The organism is Variibacter gotjawalensis (assembly GCF_002355335.1).
Classification (GTDB): domain Bacteria; phylum Pseudomonadota; class Alphaproteobacteria; order Rhizobiales; family Xanthobacteraceae; genus Variibacter; species Variibacter gotjawalensis.
The window spans coordinates 3,746,645-3,767,024 of the sequence record NZ_AP014946.1 but is presented as its reverse complement, the minus strand read 5'-3'; the positions used below and the strand labels follow the sequence as shown (position 1 = coordinate 3,767,024).

Genomic DNA, 20,380 nt, shown 5'->3' with positions numbered 1-20,380 from the left:
CGTCCTGCTCGGATCGCGCCCTTTAAGTTGCGCGGAGCGGGGTTGGCGTCCGCTTCGCAGTGTCTGCAAGGCGGGTGTACGCGACCGGGCGAGCCGTAAATGTGATGGCCGTCACACTTTGGCGAATTGCGCCGTCAGTTCTGCGACCGCGCCCGGTAGGGCGTCGTAGTGGCTGATGATGATATCGGGGCCGAATTCCTGCACGGGCCGCGGCGTATACCCGAAATCGACGGCAATCACCGGCAACCCCGCATTCTGGGCAACGCGGAAGTCGGCTTCCGAATCGCCGACCATAATGGCTCTAGCGGGGTCGCCACCGGCCTTGGCGATGGTCTTCCGCAGCATTTCGGGGTTCGGTTTCGGCACGCCGAACGTGTCCTGGCCGCAAATCGCCTTGAATCGGCGCGAAAGATCGAGTTCGTCCAATAGCTTAACGGAAAGCCACTCGAGCTTATTGGTGGCCACCGCGAAGCTGTAGCCATCGGCTTCCAGCCGGTCGAGCGCCGCGATCAGGCCTGGAAAAGGGCGGGACGTATCGGCGATATGGGCGGCGTAGCGCTCCAGATAGGTGTTATAGAGCGCTTCAAGTTCGGGCTCGGGCAGGGTAATGCCCTGTGCGGTCAATCCGCGCTTGAGCAGCGGTTTGACACCGGCACCGATCATCGAACGAGCTTCCTCGTAGGTGACCGGCGGCAGGCCGCGTTCGGCGAAAACCCAGTTGAGGGTGGCGATGAGATCGGGCGCGGTGTCGACCAGTGTTCCGTCGAGATCGAAGGCGATGATGGGAAGTGACATGAATACCTCGGCCGCATGGCTAGACGCTCCGTCCGCGAGCCGCAAGCAGGCCGCACGATGAGCGCCGATGCGATGAAGCGCGCGGCCGCAGCGCGTGCGCTCGAATACGTGAAGCCGGACATGAAGCTAGGGCTCGGCACCGGCTCGACTGCGGCGCATTTCGTCGATCTGCTCGGCGAGAAGGTGAAGGCGGGCCTGAAAGTCGTCGGTGTGCCGACCTCGGAGGCGACACGCGCACAGGCCGAGAGCCTCGGTATTCCGCTGACCACGTTGGAAGAAACGACCGCGCTCGACATGACGGTCGACGGCGCCGACGAGATCGGCCCGGACCTGACGCTGATCAAGGGCGGCGGCGGCGCGCTGCTGCGCGAGAAAATCGTTGCGGGCGCTTCGAAGCAGATGGTCGTCATCGCGGACGAGACGAAGTGGGTGAAGACTCTCGGCAAATTCGCGTTGCCGATCGAGGTCGTGCCGTTCGGTCTTGGAGCCACGACGCGCGCCGTCGAAGAAGCGGTCGGCGGGAAGCCCTGCACGTTGCGGAAGGGCAAGGACGGCCTTGCTTTCGTCACCGATGGCGGCCACTTCATCATCGACGCGGCGATGGGAGAAATCATCGATCCGCCGGCGCTGGCAGCACGGCTGAACATGATCCCTGGTGTCGTCGAAACAGGACTATTTGTCGGGATGGCGGGTGTCGTCGTTCTGGCCGGGGCGGACGGTGTCCGCGTCGTCGAGCGTTCTTCTTGAGTTTTAAATGGTCGCATTTTCTTGACGTGGAACCGGTGTCCACCTCACTTGAAAATGCTCTACAGGGAGTGTGAGATGAATCTTCGTTCGTTCGTGCGTGGCGGTGTCGCCGCAGGTTTGCTGGCGATCTCGCTCGGCATGTCGGGACAAGCCCTCGCGCAGTCGGCCAGTCACCTAGCGGCAGGCCGCGATTTCGTCATCGCGAAAGCCGGCGATCAGATGTTCGAGCGGATCGTGTTGAGCACGGTCGATCGTACACGCGACTTCTTCCTGCAGACCAACACGGCGATCGCGAAAGATCTCGGCGAGGTGACGGCACAGCTGCGCGTCGAATTCGCAGCCAAGCGGACTGAGATCGCGGAGATATTCGGCCGCTCGATGGCCGCCCGTTTCACCGAGCAGGAGCTCAAGGATGCGTCTGCGTTCTATCGTTCGCCGCTCGGTCAGAAGCTAGCGCAGAACGAAGGCGCGGCCTTCGAAGAAGGCATGGGCCGCGTTCGCTCGTGGGCCGAGGATTTTGCCGAGGTCGTTGCCAATCGTATGCGCGTCGAGATGAAGAAGCGCGGCCACAATCTCTGATCGGAACGTGATGGCGGACAGCGAACTCGATCTTTTTGTCATCGGTGGCGGTTCGGGCGGCGTGCGCGCCGCGCGTATTTCTTCCGGTCACGGCGCAAAGGTGATGCTGGCGGAAGAATTCCGCATGGGCGGAACTTGCGTCATTCGCGGCTGCGTGCCGAAAAAGCTGCTGGTCTACGCGTCGCGTTTCTCGCACGAGTTCGAGGATGCACATGCGTATGGCTGGTCGTTCGGCACGCCCTCGTTCGATTGGCCGACGCTGATTGCCAACAAAGACAAAGAGATCGATCGTCTCGAAGCCGCCTACACATCGACGCTGAAGAACGCGAAGGTCGAGACCGTCAAGGATCGCGCCGTGATCGAGGACGCGAACACGGTGCGGCTGGTCAAATCCGGCCAGCGCATCCGCACGAAGAATATCCTGATCGCGACCGGCGGTTGGCCGCATATGGGCGACGCAATCCCAGGCCGCGAGCATGCGATCTCGTCGAACGAGGCGCTGCATCTCGAAACGCTGCCGCGCCGCATCGTCATCCAGGGCGGTGGTTATATCGCGCTCGAATTCGCCTGCATCTTCGCCGGCATGGGCAGCGAAGTTACGGTCGTCTATCGCGGCGAGAATATTCTGCGCGGCTTCGATAACGAACTGCGTCAGCATCTGCGTGACGAAATGGAGCGCCGCGGCATCAAGGTGCTGACCGGCGCGAAGATTACTGGAATCACGCCGCATGGCGCTGCATTCCAGGTCACGATGTCGGCTGGCGGAGATATCGAAGCCGACAAGGTGATGTTCGCGACCGGCCGCGTCCCGCACAGCAAGGACCTCGGGCTCGAGGCGGTCGGCGTGAAAACCGACGGCAAAGGCGCGATCGTCGTCGACGGTTTTTCGCAGACGTCGGTGCCGAATATCTACGCGGTCGGCGATGTCACGAACCGAATCAATCTCACGCCGGTCGCGATCCGCGAAGGGCATGCCTTCGCCGATACTGTCTTCGGCAAGAAGCAAACGCGCGTCGATCACAACGACGTGCCGACGGCAGTATTCACCGAGCCGGAACTGGGCGTCGTCGGGCTGACCGAAGAAGAAGCGCGCGAGAAGTTCGGTCGCGTCATCATCTACCGCACGAGCTTCCGGCCGATGAAGGTGACGCTGTCGGGCCGCCAGACGAAAGCTTTCTTTAAGCTCGTCGTCGACGGTATCACGGATCGCGTCGTCGGCTGCCATATCGCAGGGCCGGACGCCGGCGAGATGATCCAGGTCGTCGGCATCGCGGTGAAGATGGGCGCAACGAAAGCCGACTTCGACGCGACGATGGCGGTGCACCCGACGGCTGCCGAAGAACTCGTGACGATGCGTACGCCGACGGCGATCTACGACCGCGCCGCCGCGGAGTAGTTACGCCGCCGGGCGCATCTCAATGTAAAGTTCGCGGTTCATCGCTCGAGCCGCATTTTCGATCTGATCAAGGCGTGAGTCGTGGTCGAGATTTAGCAATCGATCGATTTGCGGCGCATGAACGCCGAGACGCCGCGCAAGATCAGCTTTCCGCGTCTTCGTCGCGAGCATGACGCGATACAGCTCCAGCTTCGCCCATACGAGTGCTGAGAGTGATACGCATTTCTGCCTCCGCCCGAACGGCGAAGGTGCAGGAACGCTTTCGCGATCGCTGATACGCCCCTGGATCGCCGAGGCGATTGCATCGGCTGCTCGGATCATGGCGTCTGCTTCATCGATTCCGAACGTCACAATTTCTGGGAAGTCCGGGGCCGTTACGAGCAACGTGCCGTTATCGTCCTTCTTCAGTCGGATGGAATAGCGCAACATCACCTGTCCTCTTTTATGTCCAGTTGTTTGAGGATCGCGTGCCAAAGTCCCTTGCCGAGTTCCTTCGCGCCGCCGTGCTGCGGCAGAACAGATTTGAGTTTTCCGCGACGAACAATCAGGTGCCCACCTTTGCCGGGCTCGAAAGTGCAGCCATGCTTGGCAAGAAACCGCTTCGCCTGCCCGGAATTCATCCAGACATCATAACACTTCTGTTGTGTAACGCAACAGAAGTGTTGTTTTACCCGAGCAGCCAATCGGCTTCGCGCTTCCAGAGCTGCTCGCGCCGCTCGGGGCGGAAGAAGCCGAAGTGACCGATGCGGTTGCGGCCAAACGCTTCGGCGTCGATGGTCTCGCGTTCGACGCTTGCGTTGACGTAGCCGCCCGCGAGCATGTCGATCGCGGGCGGCGGCGCCCATGGATCGTCCGACATTCCGACAGCGCGCAACGGGCCACGGAAGCCCGGGAAGTTTTTCAGCGCATCGAGTGTCGGATCATCGAAGAAGTAACGCGGTCGCATGACCCAGTCGGTCCATTCGAGGAAGACGTCGCGCGGCAAACTCTCGCCGAAGCCCATGCTGCCAGGCGCGTAGCCGACGAGCCGCGTCACCGGGCGGCCGATCAGCTTCAGCAGAAGATAAATCCGATAGTTTTCGGGCGGCGTGAAGAAGCGCCAATAGCCGGCCTGCGCGCAGATGAACAATGCGCGCGATACCTCGTTGTTGTTCTCGATGAGGCCGAGCGCTTGGCCGCCGAAGGAATGGCCGACATAGCTCAGCGGCACATTCGGCCAGACGTTGCGAAGATGTGCGACCGCCGCCGTGACGTCGAGTGTCGCCCAATCGCGCATGCGCGCCGGAAAACCCTTCAGCGATTTCGGAGCGGAGCCGCCGACGCCGCGGTAGTCGTAGGTCATCACGGTTGCGCCGCGCGAAGCGAGGTAGGCCGCGAACGGCTTGTAGATCTTGCGCGGCACGGCCGTTGCGGAGTTGATCAGCACGGCATGCGTCGGCATCCGCTGCGGCGCGAAGATCGTCGCGGCGAGTGAGTAGCCGTCGGCGGCTGGAAACGTCGTGTCTTGAATGAGAATGTCGTCGCTCATGCGGGGTCTTATACCTGGCCCTCGAACCGGCGCAGCCCCGAATTGAATGGGTGGAAACCCTTGCCGACACGCTATATAAGCCCCGGCCAGCGGCCGTTTTGGCCGCGTGTGTGACCGCTCGCGCCCCAATGAGGCGCCCCGCCGCCGGAATGGTCCGGCGTCCCGGCGGTCTGGAGAAGCGTTATGGCGACCCGTTGGACTCCCGATACTTGGCGCTCGAAACCGATTGCCCAGGCTCCGGACTATCCGGACCAGGCGGCCCTCAAGGACGTCGAGAAGCAGCTGACTTCGTTTCCGCCGCTGGTTTTTGCCGGCGAGGCGCGGAAGCTGAAGAAGACGCTGGGTCAAGTCGCAAGCGGCCAGGCGTTCCTCCTGCAGGGCGGTGACTGCGCGGAGAGCTTTGCGGAGCATCATCCGGACAACATCCGCGACTTCTTCCGCGTGCTGCTCCAGATGGCGGTCGTGCTGACTTATGGCGCGGCTTCGCCCGTCGTGAAGGTCGGCCGTCTCGCAGGTCAATTCGCCAAGCCACGATCCTCGAATATCGAGAAGAAGGACGGCATCGAGCTGCCAAGCTATCGCGGCGACATCATCAACGACTTCGCCTTTACGCCGGAAGCGCGCGTGCCGGATCCGCGCCGCCAACTCGAAGCCTATCGCCAGTCGGCCGCGACGCTGAATTTCGTGCGCGCGCTTGCTTACGGCGGGTACGCCAGCCTCGGCCGCGTGCACGAATGGATGCTCGGCTTCGTAAAGGATGCGCCGCGCTCCAACGACTACAAGGAATTGGCGGACCGCATTTCCGAGTCGCTCGATTTCATGCGCGCTTGCGGTCTCGATCCGGAGCTTCATCCGGAACTGCGCACGACGGAATTTTACACGAGCCACGAGGCGTTGCTGCTGCCGTTCGAGCAAGCGATGACGCGCGTCGATTCGACGACGGGTGATTGGTACGGCACGTCCGGCCACATGCTGTGGATCGGCGACCGCACGCGCCAGCTCGATCATGCGCATGTCGAATTCTGCCGCGGCGTGAAGAATCCGATCGGTCTGAAATGCGGCCCGTCGATCAAGCCGGACGAATTGATCCGTCTGATCGACATCCTCAATCCGGATAACGAGTCGGGCCGCCTGACGCTGATCAATCGCTTCGGCCACGACAAGGTCGGCGAGCATCTCCCGGGTCTCATCCGCGCGGTTCAGCGCGAGGGCAAGGCCGTGGTGTGGTCGTGCGACCCGATGCACGGCAACACGATCTCGTCGGCGAGCGGCTACAAGACGCGCCCGTTCGACCGCATCCTCAACGAGGTGAAGTCGTTCTTCGCGGTGCATCAGGCCGAAGGGACTTACGCCGGCGGCGTTCATCTCGAGATGACGGGTAAGAACGTCACCGAATGCACGGGCGGTGCACGCGCGATCTCAGACGAGGATCTGAACGATCGCTACCACACGTTCTGCGACCCGCGCCTCAACGCGGAGCAGGCGATCGAACTCGCGTTCCTGCTTGCCGATCTCATCAAGAAAGAGCGGATGGTGAAGCGCACCCCGCTCGCGGCTGCGGCGAACCAGTAGCCACGAACTCCGTTCGTCCCGGCGAAAGCCGGGACCCAGAGGCGGTCAACTTCAGAGTTGGCCGCCTTTTTGTTGCGCGCTTCGCGCGTGCTGGGCCCCGGCTTTCGCCGGGGCGAACGGCAGGAAGGCTGCCCAAAAACAACATTCCCTCTCACCCCAGCCTGCGCTAGCGTCCTCGCCCCCGCGATCCCGGCGCGGTCAAACCGAAATGCAATCCGGGCTTGGGAGTGAACGTCATGCGCGCAACCTTGCGCCTCGCCACGCTTGTTGGCGCCGTCTCGCTTATCGCTGTTTCAAGTGCCTCGGCGCAGCTCGTCGTTTCGGCCAACGACGGCAAAGCCATCATCACTAACGGCGTCGCCGGCGTGCCGGATAAACCGACGGCCGACAATATCACGGTCATCGACATCTCGAAGTCGCCCGCGAAAATCATCGCGGAGATCAAGGCCCCAACGAGCGTCGTCGGTCCACCATCCAGCGTCGCGGTGAACCGCGATCAGTCGCTCGCGCTCGTCACGGCCGCGCAGAAGCTCGATCCGGCCGACGCGAAGAAGACGATTCCGGACAACAAGGTTTCGATCATCGACCTGAAGGCCAATCCGCCGGCGCTCGTGTCGACCGTCGAAGCCGGAGCCGGCGCAGCGGGCGTCGCGTTCAATCCGGCCGGTACGCTCGCTCTCGTCGCCAATCGCTCCGAAGGCACCGTCACGGTGTTCAAGGTCGAAGGCAAAACGCTGACCGCGACCGGCAAGATCAATCTCGGCAACGACAAGTCGGGCCCGAGCGCGATCGCCTTCACGCCGGACGGCAAGATGGCGCTAGTGACGCGCGACGGCGACAGCAAGATTTCGGTGCTCACCATCGACGGCACGACGGTGACGGATTCCAAGCGCGAAATGTCGGCCGGCATGCGTCCGTATCCGCTCGATATCGCATCGCATGGACGCGTCGCGGTGCTGTCGAACATCGGCATCGGCAGCGGCGATGCCGATACGGTGAGCTTGATCGATCTCAAGGCAAATCCGCCGCGTATCGTCGAAACGGTTTCGGTCGGGCAAACGCCGGAAGGCCTGAAGATTTCGCCGGACGGCCGCTTCGTCGCGGTGACCGCGATGGAAGGTTCGAACAAGCCGACCAATTCGCCGTTCTTCCGCGATTACGGCTCGGTCGTCATCTTCGCCATTAAGGGTCGCAAGCTCGACAAGGTCACGGAGAGCAAGGTCGGCCACTGGTGCCAAGGCGTTGCTTGGAGCCCGGATTCGAAGAAAGTCTTCGTCCAATGCATGGTCGAGAACGAGATCCAGGCCTTCAACTTCAACGGAACACGCCTCCGCCGTAGCGGCGAGATCAAGGTCACGGGCGGTCCGGCCGGTATCGGTACGGCGAAGTAGACTTGCCTTTTCCCTCTCCCGCTTGCGGGAGAGGGTGGCGAAATGCGAAGCATTGAGCCGGGTGAGGGCGAGCCGTTGACTTTGGTGTTTGCTGCTTGCCCTCACCCTGTCCCTCTCCCGCAAGCGGGAGAGGCGACGCTAGAGCCGCCTTCGCCACGTTTGGAGAACGCTTGCAACGCATCATCAACGCCACGCGCAACACGTGGAGAGGTCTCGTTTGGGCAGCCAACAGCGAGGCTGCTTTGCGCGAAGAGATCATCGCACTGGCCATCGCGGTTCCGCTCGCGCTTTTCATTACGGACGACAGTTGGAAGCGCGCGTTGCTGATCGGCGTCGTGCTCCTCGTCATCGCGATCGAACTCCTCAATACGGCAATCGAGAAGCTTTGTGACCACGTGACGCCGTCGCAACACACCGACATCGGCCGCATTAAGGATATGGGATCGGCCGCTGTCGGCGTGACGCTCGTCATCGCCGGGCTGGTTTGGCTGGCCGCCATCGTTCAATGGATGGGCGTTCCCGATCCATGACGTTGCGGCGATGAGCGCCTGACGCTAAATCATGGCCATGACCTCGCCCGCCAATAAGCTTTCGATCGCAATCGCGCAGCTCAACCCGACCGTCGGCGATGTCGCCGGCAATGCGGAGAAAGCGCGGCAGGCGCGCGCCGAGGCGGCGCGGCTTGGTGCCGACCTTATTCTCTTTCCGGAGCTCTTCATGGCGGGGTATCCGCCGGAAGATCTCGTGCTCAAGCCGGCATTCCAGTCCGCCTGCCGGACGGCGGTCGAGAAGCTTGCGCGCGAGACGGCGGACGGTGGGCCGGCGGTGCTCATGGGCACGCCGTGGGTCGAGAACCGAAAGCTCTATAACGCCGTCGCGTTGCTCGATGAAGGCAAGATCGCGGCGCTGCGTTACAAGGTCGACCTGCCGAACTACGGCGTGTTTGACGAGAAGCGCGTCTTTACGCCGGGGCCACTGCCGGGACCGGTCAACTTCCGCGGCGTACGCATCGGCGTTCCGATCTGCGAAGATATATGGGGACCGGATCCGGTCGAATGCATCGCGGAAACCGGCGGCGAAATTCTTCTCGTGCCGAATGCCTCGCCGTATCGGCGCGGCGTGGTCGACGAGCGGCTGAATGTTTCGGTCGCGCGCGTCGTCGACGCGAAGCTGCCGTTGCTCTATGTCAATCAAGTCGGCGGACAAGACGAACTAGTGTTCGAGGGCGCGTCCTTCGCGCTCAACGCCGATGGTTCGCGCGCGATGCAGTTGCCCTCGTTCGAAGAGACGATCGCGATCTCGACTTGGACGCGCGGCAACGACGGTTGGCGTTGCGAAGGCCCGATCAATACGATCGCGGAAGGCGACGAAGCCGATTATGCGGCGTGCGTGCTTGGCTTGCGCGATTACGTCGAGAAGAACCGCTTCCCGGGCGTCGTGTTCGGCATGTCGGGCGGCATCGACTCCGCGCTCTGCGCCGCAATTGCGACCGACGCGCTCGGGCCGAAGCGCGTACGCGCCGTCATGCTGCCGTATCGCTACACATCGCAGGAGTCGCTCGACGATGCGAAGCAGGCAACGGCTGCGCTCGGCATTTCGTACGAAGTGTTGCCGATCGTCACCGCGGTCGAAGGATTAACGCAGGCACTACAGCCGGCGTTTGCAGGGCTGAAGCCGGATGTCACGGAAGAGAACCTGCAGGCGCGTGCGCGCGGCACGATCCTGATGGCGATGTCGAACAAGTTCGGCTCGATGCTGGTGACGACCGGCAACAAGTCGGAGATGTCGACCGGCTACGCGACGCTCTACGGCGACATGAACGGCGGCTTCAATCCGATCAAGGATCTCTACAAGACCGAGGTGTTCCGCCTCTCGCGTTTGCGCAATTCCTGGAAGCCGCCGGGTGCGCTCGGTCCTGACGGCGAGGTGATCCCGGTCAACATTATCGATAAGCCACCGACGGCCGAACTGCGCGAGAACCAGAAGGACCAGGATTCGCTGCCGCCTTACGACATGCTCGATGCCATTCTCAATCGCCTCGTCGAACGCGAGGAGCCGATCGCGACGATCGTCGCAGCCGGCTATGACCGCGATCTGGTGCTGCGCGTCGATCGCATGCTCAATCTTGCGGAATACAAGCGGCGGCAGGCCGCGCCGGGCGTGAAGGTGACGCTGAAGAATTTCGGGCGCGACCGCCGCTATCCGATCGTCAATCGCTTCCGTGATACTGGTGAGGCGTTGCCGCAGCCGGATCAATCGCTGGTCGCGGCTGCCGGCGCGACAAGCGACGCTTACGATTTATAGCGACTTCGCCGCTTTCCGTTCCTGCGACAAATTCCACACGATGCCGGTGATGATCAACGCCGCGCCCGCTAGGACCATCACGTCGAAGTTCTCGTTGTAAAACGCCCAGCCGACGACCGCGATCAATGGGATGCGCAGGAAGTCGATCGGGATCACGAGCATCGCGTCGCCGTGCTTGAGCGCCTGCGTCAGGCAGAAATGCGATGCAACGCCCGTGACCGCGATCGCGATGACGGGGAGGAGATCGCTCATGACAAGCCGCATCGGGAAGGTCAGGTCGCTGCCGGCGAGGTTGAGCGGCAGCTGGATGAGATTCATGAAAAAGAGGATCGCAAACGTGCTTTCGGTCGCGGTGAGTTTTTTGGTCATCGTGAACGTGATGGCAAAACCGAGCGCCGCGCCGAGAACCAGCAAAGCCGCAGGCTGAAATGTTTGCAGTCCGGGGCGCACGATCACGAGGATGCCGAGAAAGCCGAGTAACGTCGCAAAGACGCGATGGATCGTCAGCTTCTCGCCGAGGAACAGGAACGCCAGCAGCGTCGTCCAAAGCGGCGCCGTGAATTCGATCGAGAACACGGTCGCGAGCGGCAGATAGAGCAGGGCAGTGGCCCAGGAAAACTGCGCGCCCCAGTGCACGAGATTACGCGCGAGATGCAGCGGGAACCGCTCGGTGACGAGTTGCGTACGCAGATGCGGTCGCGCGAGCGCGAGGCTGCCGAAGAACAAAACGCCGGCGGCGCTGCGGATCGAAAGAATTTCGAAGATCGAGAATTTGCCGGCGAGCTGCCGGATCGCGATCGCGAATGTCGAGAACGAGAGCAGCGCGCCGCTCATCCAGAAGATGACGCGCCCTAGATCGTTCGGTTTAGCCTCACTCATTCGGCGTCGATCTGACGGTCGGGCCGTGCTTTCTCGAATGCGGGAAGTTTAGCGCAGGCCGCGTCGACCGCTACGATCTTGGGAAACGCTTCGAGCGGAACGTTGAATCGCCGCGCGCTCGCGACCTGCGGCACGATGCAGAGATCGGCTAGCGTCACCTGTGTGCCGAAGGCGTAAGGGCTGGGCTTGATGAGCTTCTCGAGCGCCTCGAAGCCTTCGGTGATCCAGTGGTTGATCCACGCGTTGACGGCGGCTTCGTCGCGACCGAGCGTCTTGCGCAGATACGCAAGCGGGCCGGAATTGTTGAGCGGGTGAATGTCGCAGGCGACGATCAGCGCGGCGGCGCGGACATGCGCGCGCTCGGTGGCGTCGGCGGGAAGCAACGGCGGGTCCGGATAGACCTCGTCCAGATACATGATGATGGCGAGCGATTGGATCAGCGTCTCGCCTTCGCTGAGCACCAGCGTCGGCAATCGCATCTGCGGATTGATGGCGCGGAATTCGGGTTTGCGCTGCTCGCCGCCATCGCGGACGAGATGGACCGGCACGGTCTCGTAGGGCAGGCCCTTGAGGTTGAGTGCGATGCGCGCGCGATAGGCGGCGGTGGAGCGGAAGTAGGAGTAAAGTTTCACGCGGCCTCTCGCTCAATAGAGAAGGCCGGGCTGCATCGCTGCGGCCCGGCCTTGTGACTGCGACTTAGCCTGCGCGTCCGCGCATGCGGGCCAGGAAGGTGTCGAACGAGAGCTCGCCGACCTGCCACCACGGCATCGTTTCGTTGCGGAAGCCCATGTAGCTGTCGAGCGCCTGCTTGAACGTCGGGTTGCCGGCAGCGATGTCGTTGTAGATATCGTGCGCGGCTTTGTAGGCGGCTTCGAGCACGGGCACCGGGAACGCTTTCAGCACGGCGCCGCCGGCGATCAGGCGACGGAGGGCCGGTGCGTTCACGGCGTCGTATTTCGCGAGCATCCAGTTGTTGGCGGCTTCGCAGGCATCCTGCACGATACGCTTGTAGTTCGGCGGCAGCTTGTTCCACTGCTCGGTGTTGACGACGAGATGCATCATCGCGCCGCCTTCCCACCAGCCCGGGTAGTAGTAGTATTTCGCGATCTTGTGGAAGCCGAGCTTCTCGTCGTCATACGGACCGACGAACTCTGCTGCGTCGATGGTGCCCTTTTCGAGCGCCGGATAGACGTCGCCCGGTGCGATCTGCTGCGGCACGACGCCGAGCTTCGAGAGCACCTGACCGCCGAGACCGCCGATGCGGAACTTCAGGCCGTTGAGGTCTTCGAGGCCGTTGAGCTCCTTGCGGAAGAAGCCGCCCATCTGCGTGCCGGAGTTGCCCATCGGGAAGCCGACAACATTGAACTTCGCGAGCACAGGCGCGAGAATTTCCGCACCGCCGCCGAAGTGCCACCACGAATGCTGCAGGCGCGCGTTCATGCCGAACGGAACACCGGTGCCGAACGAGAGCGTCGGATCTTTGCCGTGGTAAAAATAGATCGGCGTCTGCGCGCATTCGATCGAGCCGTTCTGCACCGAGTCGAGAGCCTGCAGGCCCGGGACGATTTCACCGGCCGGGAAGGTCTGAATCTGGAACTTGTTGTCGGTAGCTTCGGCGACGTATTTCGACAATTGCTGCGCGGTGCCGAAGATGGTGTCGAGCACGCGCGGGAAGCTCGATGTCAGGCGCCACTTCACCTCCGGCGCGGACTGCGCCACAGCCGGCGCCGCGATGGCGCCTGCCGCCAGGCCGCCAGCCGTAGCGGTGAGGAATTGCCGTCTCTTGATGGTCATGGGAAAAACTCTCCTCCCGGTTGGTTCTTCCGCCCCTTGATTTGGGGCGGCGCTTGGCGGCTCTCATAGCATGACCGGCCGGAACATGTTCAACTGGGAAAAAGACCCCCTCGGGGGGCCGCTAGGGACGAAACGTGATCACGGAACTGTCAAAGGAGAGCGATGAGCTCAAAGCGGCCGCGCTGGCGTTCGACGTCAAGGCGTTGCCCAAGGGCTTCATCGACGACCCGTTCCCGCTTTACCACGCCCTGCGGACGCATGACCCGGTGCACCGGATGCCGGACGGCTCGCTGTTCCTGACACGGCATCAAGACCTCGAGAACGTCTACAAAGACACCACCACTTTCTCCTCCGACAAAAAGATCGAGTTCGGCGCGAAGTATGGCGCGACACCGTTGTTCGACCACCACACGACGAGCCTCGTCTTCAACGATCCGCCGCTGCATACGCGGGTGCGGAAAATCCTTGCCGGAGCGCTCAATCCGCGTGCCGTTTCGGCGCTGGAGCCGGCCGTGGAGACGCTGGTCGGCCGTCTGCTCGACGCGATGGAAGAGAAAGGCGATGTCGATCTCATCGAGGATTTCGCCTGTGCGATTCCCGTCGAGGTGATCGGCAATCTGCTCGATGTGCCGCACGACGAGCGCGGACCTTTGCGCGATTGGTCGCTGGCGATCCTCGGTGCGCTCGAGCCGGTGCTGACGCCGGAGCAGACCGAGCGCGGCAATCGCGCGGTGCGCGAATTCCTGGCCTATCTCGAAACGCTGGTCGCGCGGCGGCGCGAGAAGCCGGGCGATCCCGAGCACGATGTGCTGACGCGGCTCATTCGCGGCGAGCAGGACGGCAGCAAACTGTCGGAAGCCGAACTGCTGCAAAACTGCATCTTCATCCTCAACGCCGGCCACGAGACCACGACCAACCTTATCGGCAATGCGCTGTGGCTGTTCGAGCAATGGCCTGACCAGCGCGCACGAATAATCGCAGATCCTTCGCTGGCGCGCCTCGCGGTCGAAGAGGCGCTGCGGATCGAAAGCTCCAACCAACTCGGCAATCGCTTGACGACCGCCGACACCGAGATCGGCGGCGTGCCGGTATCGCGCGGCTCGTTCGTCACGCTCTGCATCGGAGCTGCCAATCGCGATCCGGCGGTGTTTGCCGAACCGGATCGTTTCGACATCGGCCGGCAGCCGAACCGGCATCTCGGCTATGCGTCAGGCCCGCATGTCTGCGTCGGCATGTCGGTTGCGCGGCTCGAAGGGCGCATCGCGGTGTCGCGTTTCTTGGCACGCTTCCCGAACTATCGCCTGACCGGCAACGCCGTGCGCTCGCAACGCATTCGCTTCCGCGGATTTCAGTCGCTGCCGGCGAGGGTCGCATGATCGTCGGTCTTGATCATGTTCAGCTCGCGATTCCGCCGCAGCGCGAGGAAGAAGCGCGCGCTTACTATGCCGGCATCCTCGGTATGACCGAGGTGCCCAAGCCGGAGAGCCTGCGCGCGCGTGGCGGACTTTGGCTGCGCAGCGGCGCTATCGAAATCCATCTCGGCGTCGAGAAAGATTTTCGCCCGGCGCGCAAGGCACATCCGGCATTCCGCATCGACAATATCGACGCGCTTGCGACACGGCTGGAAACCTGCGGGTATCAGCCGCGTTGGGACGACGTGATCGTCGGTCGACGCCGTTTCTTTGCCGACGATCCGTTCGGCAATCGCATCGAATTCATCGCAGTAGAGGCTTGAGATATGTCCAAACCGCAATTCGCTTCCACCGGAGACATGGGCGAGAAGAATGTCTCGTTCGATCGCATCGGCGAAGGTCTCTATGCCTACACGGCGGAAGGCGACCCGAATTCCGGCATCATCGAGGGCGACGATTGCTGCATGGTGATCGACGCGCAGGCGACGCCTGTGATGGCGCAGGATGTCATCAAGCGCGTGAAGACCGTTACGGACAAGCCGATCCGCTATGTCGTGCTCTCGCACTACCACGCTGTCCGCGTGCTTGGCGCATCGGGCTATCCGGATGCGCAAATCATCTGCTCGGATGCGGCGCGCGAGATGATCATCGAACGCGGCCAACAGGATATGGATTCGGAAATCGGCCGTTTTCCGCGCCTGTTTCAGGCCGTCGAGTCGGTGCCGGGTCTCACTTGGCCGACGATCACGTTTCCAGACAAGATGACGGTGTGGCTGGGAAAACGTGAAGTGCGGTTGCAGCATATTGGTCGCGCGCATACGGCCGGCGATATCATCGCGCATGTGCCGGATGCGGATGTCGTCTTCTCGGGCGATCTCGTGGAGTATCACTCGGCCTGTTATTGCGGCGATGCACATTTCACCGACTGGCCGACGACGCTCGACAATCTCGCGGCGTTTAAAGCGCGCGCGTTGGTGCCGGGGCGCGGTGCCCCGCTGACGGACGCGAAGCAGGTAAACGACGGCATCGCGATGACGCGCGATTTCCTCTCGACGCTCTACGGTTCGGTGCAGGACAGCGTGAAGAAGAACTATACGCTCAAGCAAGCCTTCGATGCCTGCAAGGCCGTGATGGACCCGAAGTTCGGGAAGTTCGCGATTTACGAACACTGCATGCCGTTCAACGTCTCGCGCGCCTACGACGAAGCGAAGGGCACCGCCTGGCCGGTGATCTGGACCGCCGAACGCGACCGCGAGATGTGGGCCGCGTTGCAGGGGTGATGCGATGAGCACGCCGCAATCCGCGAAGCGGCCGCACGGTGTTGTCTATCAATATGCCTATGTGCGCTCGCGCGATCAGGACGCGAAGGCTGTCGCTTCGCATCCTGTCGTCGTTGTCGGCGCTGGGCCTGTGGGTTTGACGGCCGCGATCGACCTCGCGCTGCGTGATATCCCGGTCGTGGTGCTCGACGACTCCGACCGCATCGGCGATGGCTCGCGCGGCATCTGCTACGCCAAGCGGACGCTGGAAATTTTCGATCGGCTCGGCATTGGCGAAGCGCTGGTGAAACGCGGTGTCACCTGGAAGCTCGGCAAAGTGTTTCTCGGGGATGAACTCGCCTATGCATTCGACTTGCAGCCGGAGCCGGGCGATAAGATGCCGGCGTTCATCAACCTTCAGCAGTTCTACCTCGAGAAGGCGCTGGTCGATCGCGCGGCCGAGGTCGGCAACGTCGATCTGCGCTGGAGGAATAAGGTCACGGCGATCGCCCAGCGCAACGACGGTGCGCGATTGACGATCGAAACGCCGGACGGTCCTTACGAACTCGATGCGCAATATGTGATCGCGGCGGATGGCGCCCGTTCGACGATGCGCGATCTACTCGGCCTCGAATTCAAGGGGCAAACGTTCGAGGACAAATTCCTCATTGCCGACGTCACCATGGCGGCCGACGATATTCCAACCGAGCGGCGTTTCTGGTTCGACCCGCCATTTCACAGCGGGCAGTCCGCGTTGATGCATCGCCAGCCCGATCATTCGTGGCGTATCGATCTGCAGCTCGGGCGTGACGCCGACATCGCCGAAGAGCTTAAGCCCGAGAACTACGAGCCGCGCATCCGGCGCATGCTCGGCGACCGCGATTTCCGCGTCGACTGGATCTCGATCTATCGCTTCAACTGCCGCCGTATCGATCGCTTCGTCGATGGCCGCGTGATCTTTGCGGGCGATGCAGCGCATCAGGTCTCGCCGTTCGGCGCGCGCGGCGCGAATTCCGGCGTGCAGGACGCCGAGAACCTGGCATGGAAGCTCGCCGCCGTTCTGAAGGGGGAGGCGGGGCCGCGTCTTATCGATAGTTACGAGGCCGAACGCGTTCAGGCAGCCGACGAGAATATCGGGCACTCGACACGCTCGACCGATTTTATCGCGCCGCAGTCGGGCGCCGAGCGCACGCTGCGAAACGCGGTTCTCGCGCTCGCGCCGAAAGCCGAATTCGCGCGGCGCATGGTCAATTCGGGCCGGCTGTCGGTTGCGACCGTGCACGACTCGCCGTTGTCGACGCCGGATGCGGATACGTTCAGCGGTGTTGCGAAACTCGGTGCGCCGTTGCCGGACGCCCCCGTCACCGCAAACGACCTTTCGGGGTCGTTGCTAGAGCACGTGCGCAACGACTTCACCGTGATCGCTTTCGGCGATGCGCCGCAGGTGCCCGACGGCGTCACCATCCTGTCAGTCGGCCGCGATATCGAAGACCACACCGGCGCGCTCGCAAGGCGTCTCGATGCGCAGCTGGGCTCGATCTATCTCGCGCGGCCCGATCAGCATCTCTGCGCGCGCTGGCGCAAAGCGGACAGTGTTGCAATCGCCGCGGCGCATCGGCTGGCTCTTGGACATTGAGGCTCCCATGTCACTCTCGCGTCGGACGTTTTTGCAAGCCACAGCGGTTCCGCTGGTGACTTCGGGGTTGCCGTCGATCGCGGCCGCTCAAGCCGAGGTGCCGCCGATCATCTTCGTCCACGGCAACGGCGATCACGCCGCGCTGTGGATGACGCAGCTGTGGCGCTTCGAGTCGAACGGCGTTCCGACCGAGCGTCTGGTCGCATTCAATTTCACGGACCCGCTTGCGCGCGCCGTCGATACGGAACTGCAGGCCGGACGATCGTCGACCGAAGACCAACTGCGCGAACTCACCGAGCAAATCGATGCACTGCGTCGCGCGACCGGTCAGCGCGTTGCCCTGGTCGGTTCGTCACGCGGCGGCAACTCGATCCGCAATTACGTTGCGAATGGTGGCGCGGCGAATGTCAGCCACGTTGTGCTGTGCGGCACGCCCAATCGCGGCGTTTACGATTGGGAGTTCAATCCGGGCAACGAATTCAACGGGCGTGCGGCGTTTCTGAAGCGGCTCAACGGCGGCGATACGGACGTCGTGCCAGGCGTCGCGTTTGCGACGCTCTACAGCGAAGGCAACGACAAGTTCGCGCAAGCCGATGGCCGACTCGTCGGACGTGCCGGAACGCCAACTGGAATCACGACGGAAGGGCCGACGCTGCGCGGCGCGACCAACATTCCGATGGGGCCGCTCGATCATCGCGAGGTCGCGTTTCATCCGCGCGCTTTCGCGGCGATGTATCGCTTCATCGCGGGGCGGGACGGGCGGACAGATATTGTCCTGCAGCCGCAGGTGAAGCTCTCGGGCCTCGTCACCGGTTTTCCGAAAGGCGTGCAAACCAATCGCCCGATTGCCGGTGCGAAAGTCGATGTCTTCCGCGTCGATGCGCAGACCGGCGCACGCATGGGCGACGCGATCTATCGGACGGCGACGGGAAGCGACGGCCGCTACGGCCCGGTCGAGACCGATCCGACCACGGCGCTGGAGTTTGTGATCGAAGCGCCGGAACATCCGATCACGCACATTTACCGATCACCCTTCGCGCGGTCGTCAAACGTCGTGCATCTGCGTCCCGGTCGACCGCTCGCGGACGCCGATAAAGCGGCGGCTGCGGTCATCATTTTCTCGCGGCCACGGGGATATTTCGGTCTGCCGCGCGACACAATCGCGTTCGACGGCGCCGAGCCGAAGGATGTGACGCCGGGCGTACCGACAGACTCCGTGTCCACGTTGCGGCTTCCGGCTGGAGAGGTCGGCCGCGCCGTGCCGGCACGGTTCAACGATGAGAAGGTTGTGGCGCGCGCGTGGCCGGTCGCCGAGAACCGAATCACGATCGCTGAACTGACCTACTGAGGCTTGGCCATGAGCGAACTTATCACCGCGTCTCGCCTTCCCGATCCCGACATCGCCTATCGCATGCTGGTCGATGCGCATCGTGATCTGACGGCCGAGGAGAGCGGAGGGCTCAACGCGCGCCTCGTGTTGATCCTCGCCAACCACATCGGCAACATCGATGTGCTCAGCCAAGCCATCGCGTTGGCGAAACAAGGCAAGTAGCGAATCTCGCGCATCCATCTGGCCGCCGCGCTCACGCTCCACCATATTGATGCGCATCAGGGAGACTTTCTCATGCTCGGTCGATTGGCGTGTCTGGCTTTGGTGGCTTCGGTTGGGCTCGGGGCGATGCAGCCCGCGCAGGCGGCGGACGAGCCGGATTTGATCTTCAAGCGGTCCACTGTTTTCCGCTGGCTTTCACCGAACGACAAGCTCGCGACGTTCGGGCTCGATGACCCGATGGTCGAGGGCGTTGCGTGTCATTTCACGGCACCCGAGAAGGGTGGCTTCAAGGGCTGGGTCGGTATCGCCGAAGAGGTCAGCGATATCTCGCTGTCCTGCCGTCAGGTCGGGCCGATCAAGTTCAAGGGCAAGTTCGAGCAGGGCGACGACATGTTTCGCCAGCGCCGCTCGCTGTTCTTCAAGAAGATGCAGATCGTCCGCGGCTGCGACGCCAAGCGCAACACGCTCGTCTACATGGTCTATTCGGACCGAATCATCGAGGGCTCGCCGCAGAATTCGACGTCGAGCGTGCCGATCATGCCTTGGGGTAGCGGCGAGATTCAGAAATGCGGAGACTTCGTCGAGAAGTAGTCGGCGACGCGCCGACCTTAGCGCTCGCACTCGATCGCGATGAGCTGCGATTTCTCGGTTGAGCCGGCGGAAGCCGGGGTGACGCTGGCTGTCACGTCGGTCGATTCTGCCGGACGAAAGGTCTTGGCCTTGGCGTAGCTGTTGGACTGGCAGAAAGCGTCGGCGACGAGGGTGCCGCAGCGGGCGCCCGTGGACAGGCACTGGTCGACGCCGTATTCGCCCGGCTGGTTGCTGATGATGAAAGTCCGGTATTCGGCCTGTGCCGCCGACGTCACACCCAGCAGCAACGCTGCAACAGCAATCGTACGAATCATCACGCTAGTCCCAGCCCCGGCAAGTCACCGGCAGAATGCACCGGGCTGGTTAAGCGCCTGCTAAGGATGGGTCAACGCATGGGTGCGCTCACATGGGCACAGGGCCAACACCCTGTGCCTTGCGAGTCACAGAAGGTTTCGGGACGAGGAACTAGTGGACGGTGTTGCCGCCAAAAAAGGCATGGGCGTCGAAGGCAGGTCGGGCTTTTGCGGGCTCGAGACGGATTGCCGGCTCCCCAAAGCCGAGCCAGCCGACCAGGGTCGCAAGCGACGGCATCAAGGCATAGACGGTCGCGCCTGGAGTAGCCCAGGACGGGGCCTTAATGCGCTGAAGTTCAAGATCGACCTGGGGCCGAGCGAACATGACGTCTTTTCCCTGTCGGAGCCGGTTGGCTCCATGACCCTATGGGTCTTAGTCGCACTATGGTGCGCTTTGGTTTCAACATTACGTCGTCGAATGTTTCCCGAAGGTTTCGTCGATCACGGAAACATGCCTCCCGGTAACACTCTTCACGTGTGTTACGTTCCATGGTTAAGGCGCCGAAAATCCGGTTCGATATCGAAACCGCCGGGTCCATTCGGTGGCAAAATCGTGGTTCGGCGGTGCGATATGGTATCGGGCGCTTGACCC

Annotated in this window: 23 protein-coding genes; 14 read left to right on the top strand and 9 right to left on the bottom strand. The window is 62.6% G+C overall.

The annotated features are described in order from the left end of the window. Positions 1–111: 111 nt before the first annotated feature. Entirely contained in the window at positions 112–795 is a 684-nt protein-coding gene (locus GJW30_RS18495; protein WP_096357886.1) for an HAD-IA family hydrolase, read from the bottom strand. Between the two features lie 57 nt (positions 796–852). Between GJW30_RS18495 and rpiA the strand changes: the two genes are divergently transcribed. The 3 genes from rpiA (at position 853) to gor (ending at position 3,517) form a co-directional block, all read left to right on the top strand. Then, entirely contained in the window at positions 853–1,542 is a 690-nt protein-coding gene (gene rpiA / locus GJW30_RS18490; protein ID WP_096357885.1) for a ribose-5-phosphate isomerase RpiA, read from the top strand. A 75-nt stretch (positions 1,543–1,617) separates the two neighbouring features. After that, positions 1,618–2,121, top strand: a complete 504-nt coding sequence (locus tag GJW30_RS18485; protein WP_157746785.1) for a DUF2059 domain-containing protein — start codon at positions 1,618–1,620, stop codon at positions 2,119–2,121. Positions 2,122–2,131: 10 nt separating this feature from the next. Continuing rightward, the gene (gene gor / locus GJW30_RS18480; protein WP_096357883.1) at positions 2,132–3,517 is read left to right on the top strand and encodes a glutathione-disulfide reductase; all 1,386 of its coding nucleotides are present in this window, start codon (positions 2,132–2,134) and stop codon (positions 3,515–3,517) included. Here the strand turns inward: gor and GJW30_RS18475 are convergent, their stop codons facing one another. From GJW30_RS18475 to GJW30_RS18465, 3 genes are read right to left on the bottom strand one after another with little or no spacing between them, the layout of a single operon-like run. Further along, positions 3,518–3,946, bottom strand: coding sequence for a type II toxin-antitoxin system HicB family antitoxin (locus tag GJW30_RS18475; protein WP_096357882.1), 429 nt, complete (start codon positions 3,944–3,946; stop codon positions 3,518–3,520). Then, positions 3,946–4,137, bottom strand: coding sequence for a type II toxin-antitoxin system HicA family toxin (locus tag GJW30_RS18470; protein ID WP_096357881.1), 192 nt, complete (start codon positions 4,135–4,137; stop codon positions 3,946–3,948). Before GJW30_RS18470 ends, GJW30_RS18475 begins: the two co-directional genes overlap by 1 nt. A 47-nt stretch (positions 4,138–4,184) precedes the next feature. Next, a complete protein-coding gene (locus GJW30_RS18465; RefSeq protein WP_096357880.1) occupies positions 4,185–5,045 on the bottom strand; it encodes an alpha/beta hydrolase family protein in 861 nt (286 codons plus the stop codon). Between the two features lie 183 nt (positions 5,046–5,228). On the opposite strand from GJW30_RS18465, the gene GJW30_RS18460 reads away from it, so the two are divergent. The 4 genes from GJW30_RS18460 (at position 5,229) to GJW30_RS18445 (ending at position 10,312) form a co-directional block, all read left to right on the top strand. Then, positions 5,229–6,617, top strand: coding sequence for a class II 3-deoxy-7-phosphoheptulonate synthase (locus GJW30_RS18460; protein WP_096357879.1), 1,389 nt, complete (start codon positions 5,229–5,231; stop codon positions 6,615–6,617). A 236-nt stretch (positions 6,618–6,853) separates the two neighbouring features. Continuing rightward, entirely contained in the window at positions 6,854–8,008 is a 1,155-nt protein-coding gene (locus GJW30_RS18455) for a beta-propeller fold lactonase family protein (protein WP_096357878.1), read from the top strand. Positions 8,009–8,178: 170 nt separating this feature from the next. Next, entirely contained in the window at positions 8,179–8,538 is a 360-nt protein-coding gene (locus tag GJW30_RS18450; RefSeq protein ID WP_172887598.1) for a diacylglycerol kinase, read from the top strand. Between the two features lie 37 nt (positions 8,539–8,575). After that, entirely contained in the window at positions 8,576–10,312 is a 1,737-nt protein-coding gene (locus tag GJW30_RS18445; protein ID WP_096358918.1) for an NAD+ synthase, read from the top strand. Here the strand turns inward: GJW30_RS18445 and GJW30_RS18440 are convergent. The 3 genes from GJW30_RS18440 to GJW30_RS18430 form a co-directional block, all read right to left on the bottom strand. Further along, positions 10,307–11,191: a DMT family transporter gene (locus tag GJW30_RS18440; RefSeq protein WP_096357876.1), complete on the bottom strand. Its 885-nt coding sequence runs from the start codon at positions 11,189–11,191 to the stop codon at positions 10,307–10,309. The genes GJW30_RS18445 and GJW30_RS18440 overlap by 6 nt on opposite strands. Next, positions 11,188–11,823 (bottom strand): maleylacetoacetate isomerase, encoded by a 636-nt coding sequence (maiA, locus tag GJW30_RS18435; RefSeq protein ID WP_096357875.1) that lies wholly within the window; start codon positions 11,821–11,823, stop codon positions 11,188–11,190. Before maiA ends, GJW30_RS18440 begins: the two co-directional genes overlap by 4 nt. 64 nt (positions 11,824–11,887) lie before the next feature. After that, positions 11,888–12,979 carry a TRAP transporter substrate-binding protein gene (locus tag GJW30_RS18430; protein WP_096358917.1) on the bottom strand — a complete coding sequence of 364 codons (1,092 nt, stop codon included), beginning with the start codon at positions 12,977–12,979 and terminating at the stop codon, positions 11,888–11,890. Between the two features lie 140 nt (positions 12,980–13,119). On the opposite strand from GJW30_RS18430, the gene GJW30_RS18425 reads away from it, so the two are divergent. From GJW30_RS18425 to GJW30_RS18395, 7 genes are all read left to right on the top strand, one after another. Beyond that, the gene (locus GJW30_RS18425) at positions 13,120–14,361 is read left to right on the top strand and encodes a cytochrome P450 (RefSeq protein ID WP_245408556.1); all 1,242 of its coding nucleotides are present in this window, start codon (positions 13,120–13,122) and stop codon (positions 14,359–14,361) included. Then, the gene (locus GJW30_RS18420) at positions 14,358–14,720 is read left to right on the top strand and encodes a VOC family protein (protein WP_096357874.1); all 363 of its coding nucleotides are present in this window, start codon (positions 14,358–14,360) and stop codon (positions 14,718–14,720) included. The genes GJW30_RS18425 and GJW30_RS18420 overlap by 4 nt, the downstream gene beginning before the upstream one ends. A gap of 3 nt (positions 14,721–14,723) precedes the next feature. Beyond that, positions 14,724–15,677: an MBL fold metallo-hydrolase gene (locus GJW30_RS18415; protein WP_096357873.1), complete on the top strand. Its 954-nt coding sequence runs from the start codon at positions 14,724–14,726 to the stop codon at positions 15,675–15,677. 4 nt (positions 15,678–15,681) lie between these two features. Next, entirely contained in the window at positions 15,682–17,292 is a 1,611-nt protein-coding gene (locus tag GJW30_RS18410; protein WP_096357872.1) for an FAD-dependent oxidoreductase, read from the top strand. A gap of 7 nt (positions 17,293–17,299) precedes the next feature. Next, a complete protein-coding gene (locus tag GJW30_RS18405; protein ID WP_096358915.1) occupies positions 17,300–18,640 on the top strand; it encodes an alpha/beta fold hydrolase in 1,341 nt (446 codons plus the stop codon). A 9-nt stretch (positions 18,641–18,649) separates the two neighbouring features. Next, the gene (locus GJW30_RS18400; RefSeq protein ID WP_096357871.1) at positions 18,650–18,844 is read left to right on the top strand and encodes a DUF2783 domain-containing protein; all 195 of its coding nucleotides are present in this window, start codon (positions 18,650–18,652) and stop codon (positions 18,842–18,844) included. Positions 18,845–18,970: 126 nt separating this feature from the next. After that, positions 18,971–19,435 (top strand): CreA family protein, encoded by a 465-nt coding sequence (locus tag GJW30_RS18395; RefSeq protein WP_245408753.1) that lies wholly within the window; start codon positions 18,971–18,973, stop codon positions 19,433–19,435. A 17-nt stretch (positions 19,436–19,452) separates the two neighbouring features. Here the strand turns inward: GJW30_RS18395 and GJW30_RS18390 are convergent, their stop codons facing one another. Beyond that, the gene (locus tag GJW30_RS18390; protein WP_096357869.1) at positions 19,453–19,749 is read right to left on the bottom strand and encodes a hypothetical protein; all 297 of its coding nucleotides are present in this window, start codon (positions 19,747–19,749) and stop codon (positions 19,453–19,455) included. A gap of 151 nt (positions 19,750–19,900) precedes the next feature. Beyond that, positions 19,901–20,113: a hypothetical protein gene (locus GJW30_RS18385; protein WP_096357868.1), complete on the bottom strand. Its 213-nt coding sequence runs from the start codon at positions 20,111–20,113 to the stop codon at positions 19,901–19,903. Positions 20,114–20,380: the final 267 nt, after the last annotated feature.

Coding starts and splice junctions, on each gene's coding strand:
- GJW30_RS18495 (WP_096357886.1), bottom strand. CDS start 795: ATGTCACTTCCCATCATCGCCTTCGATCTCGACGGAACACTGGTCGAC.
- rpiA (WP_096357885.1), top strand. CDS start 853: ATGAGCGCCGATGCGATGAAGCGCGCGGCCGCAGCGCGTGCGCTCGAA.
- GJW30_RS18485 (WP_157746785.1), top strand. CDS start 1,618: ATGAATCTTCGTTCGTTCGTGCGTGGCGGTGTCGCCGCAGGTTTGCTG.
- gor (WP_096357883.1), top strand. CDS start 2,132: ATGGCGGACAGCGAACTCGATCTTTTTGTCATCGGTGGCGGTTCGGGC.
- GJW30_RS18475 (WP_096357882.1), bottom strand. CDS start 3,946: ATGTTGCGCTATTCCATCCGACTGAAGAAGGACGATAACGGCACGTTG.
- GJW30_RS18470 (WP_096357881.1), bottom strand. CDS start 4,137: ATGAATTCCGGGCAGGCGAAGCGGTTTCTTGCCAAGCATGGCTGCACT.
- GJW30_RS18465 (WP_096357880.1), bottom strand. CDS start 5,045: ATGAGCGACGACATTCTCATTCAAGACACGACGTTTCCAGCCGCCGAC.
- GJW30_RS18460 (WP_096357879.1), top strand. CDS start 5,229: ATGGCGACCCGTTGGACTCCCGATACTTGGCGCTCGAAACCGATTGCC.
- GJW30_RS18455 (WP_096357878.1), top strand. CDS start 6,854: ATGCGCGCAACCTTGCGCCTCGCCACGCTTGTTGGCGCCGTCTCGCTT.
- GJW30_RS18445 (WP_096358918.1), top strand. CDS start 8,576: ATGACCTCGCCCGCCAATAAGCTTTCGATCGCAATCGCGCAGCTCAAC.
- GJW30_RS18440 (WP_096357876.1), bottom strand. CDS start 11,191: ATGAGTGAGGCTAAACCGAACGATCTAGGGCGCGTCATCTTCTGGATG.
- GJW30_RS18420 (WP_096357874.1), top strand. CDS start 14,358: ATGATCGTCGGTCTTGATCATGTTCAGCTCGCGATTCCGCCGCAGCGC.
- GJW30_RS18415 (WP_096357873.1), top strand. CDS start 14,724: ATGTCCAAACCGCAATTCGCTTCCACCGGAGACATGGGCGAGAAGAAT.
- GJW30_RS18410 (WP_096357872.1), top strand. CDS start 15,682: ATGAGCACGCCGCAATCCGCGAAGCGGCCGCACGGTGTTGTCTATCAA.
- GJW30_RS18405 (WP_096358915.1), top strand. CDS start 17,300: ATGTCACTCTCGCGTCGGACGTTTTTGCAAGCCACAGCGGTTCCGCTG.
- GJW30_RS18400 (WP_096357871.1), top strand. CDS start 18,650: ATGAGCGAACTTATCACCGCGTCTCGCCTTCCCGATCCCGACATCGCC.
- GJW30_RS18395 (WP_245408753.1), top strand. CDS start 18,971: ATGCAGCCCGCGCAGGCGGCGGACGAGCCGGATTTGATCTTCAAGCGG.
- GJW30_RS18390 (WP_096357869.1), bottom strand. CDS start 19,749: ATGATTCGTACGATTGCTGTTGCAGCGTTGCTGCTGGGTGTGACGTCG.
- GJW30_RS18385 (WP_096357868.1), bottom strand. CDS start 20,113: ATGTTCGCTCGGCCCCAGGTCGATCTTGAACTTCAGCGCATTAAGGCC.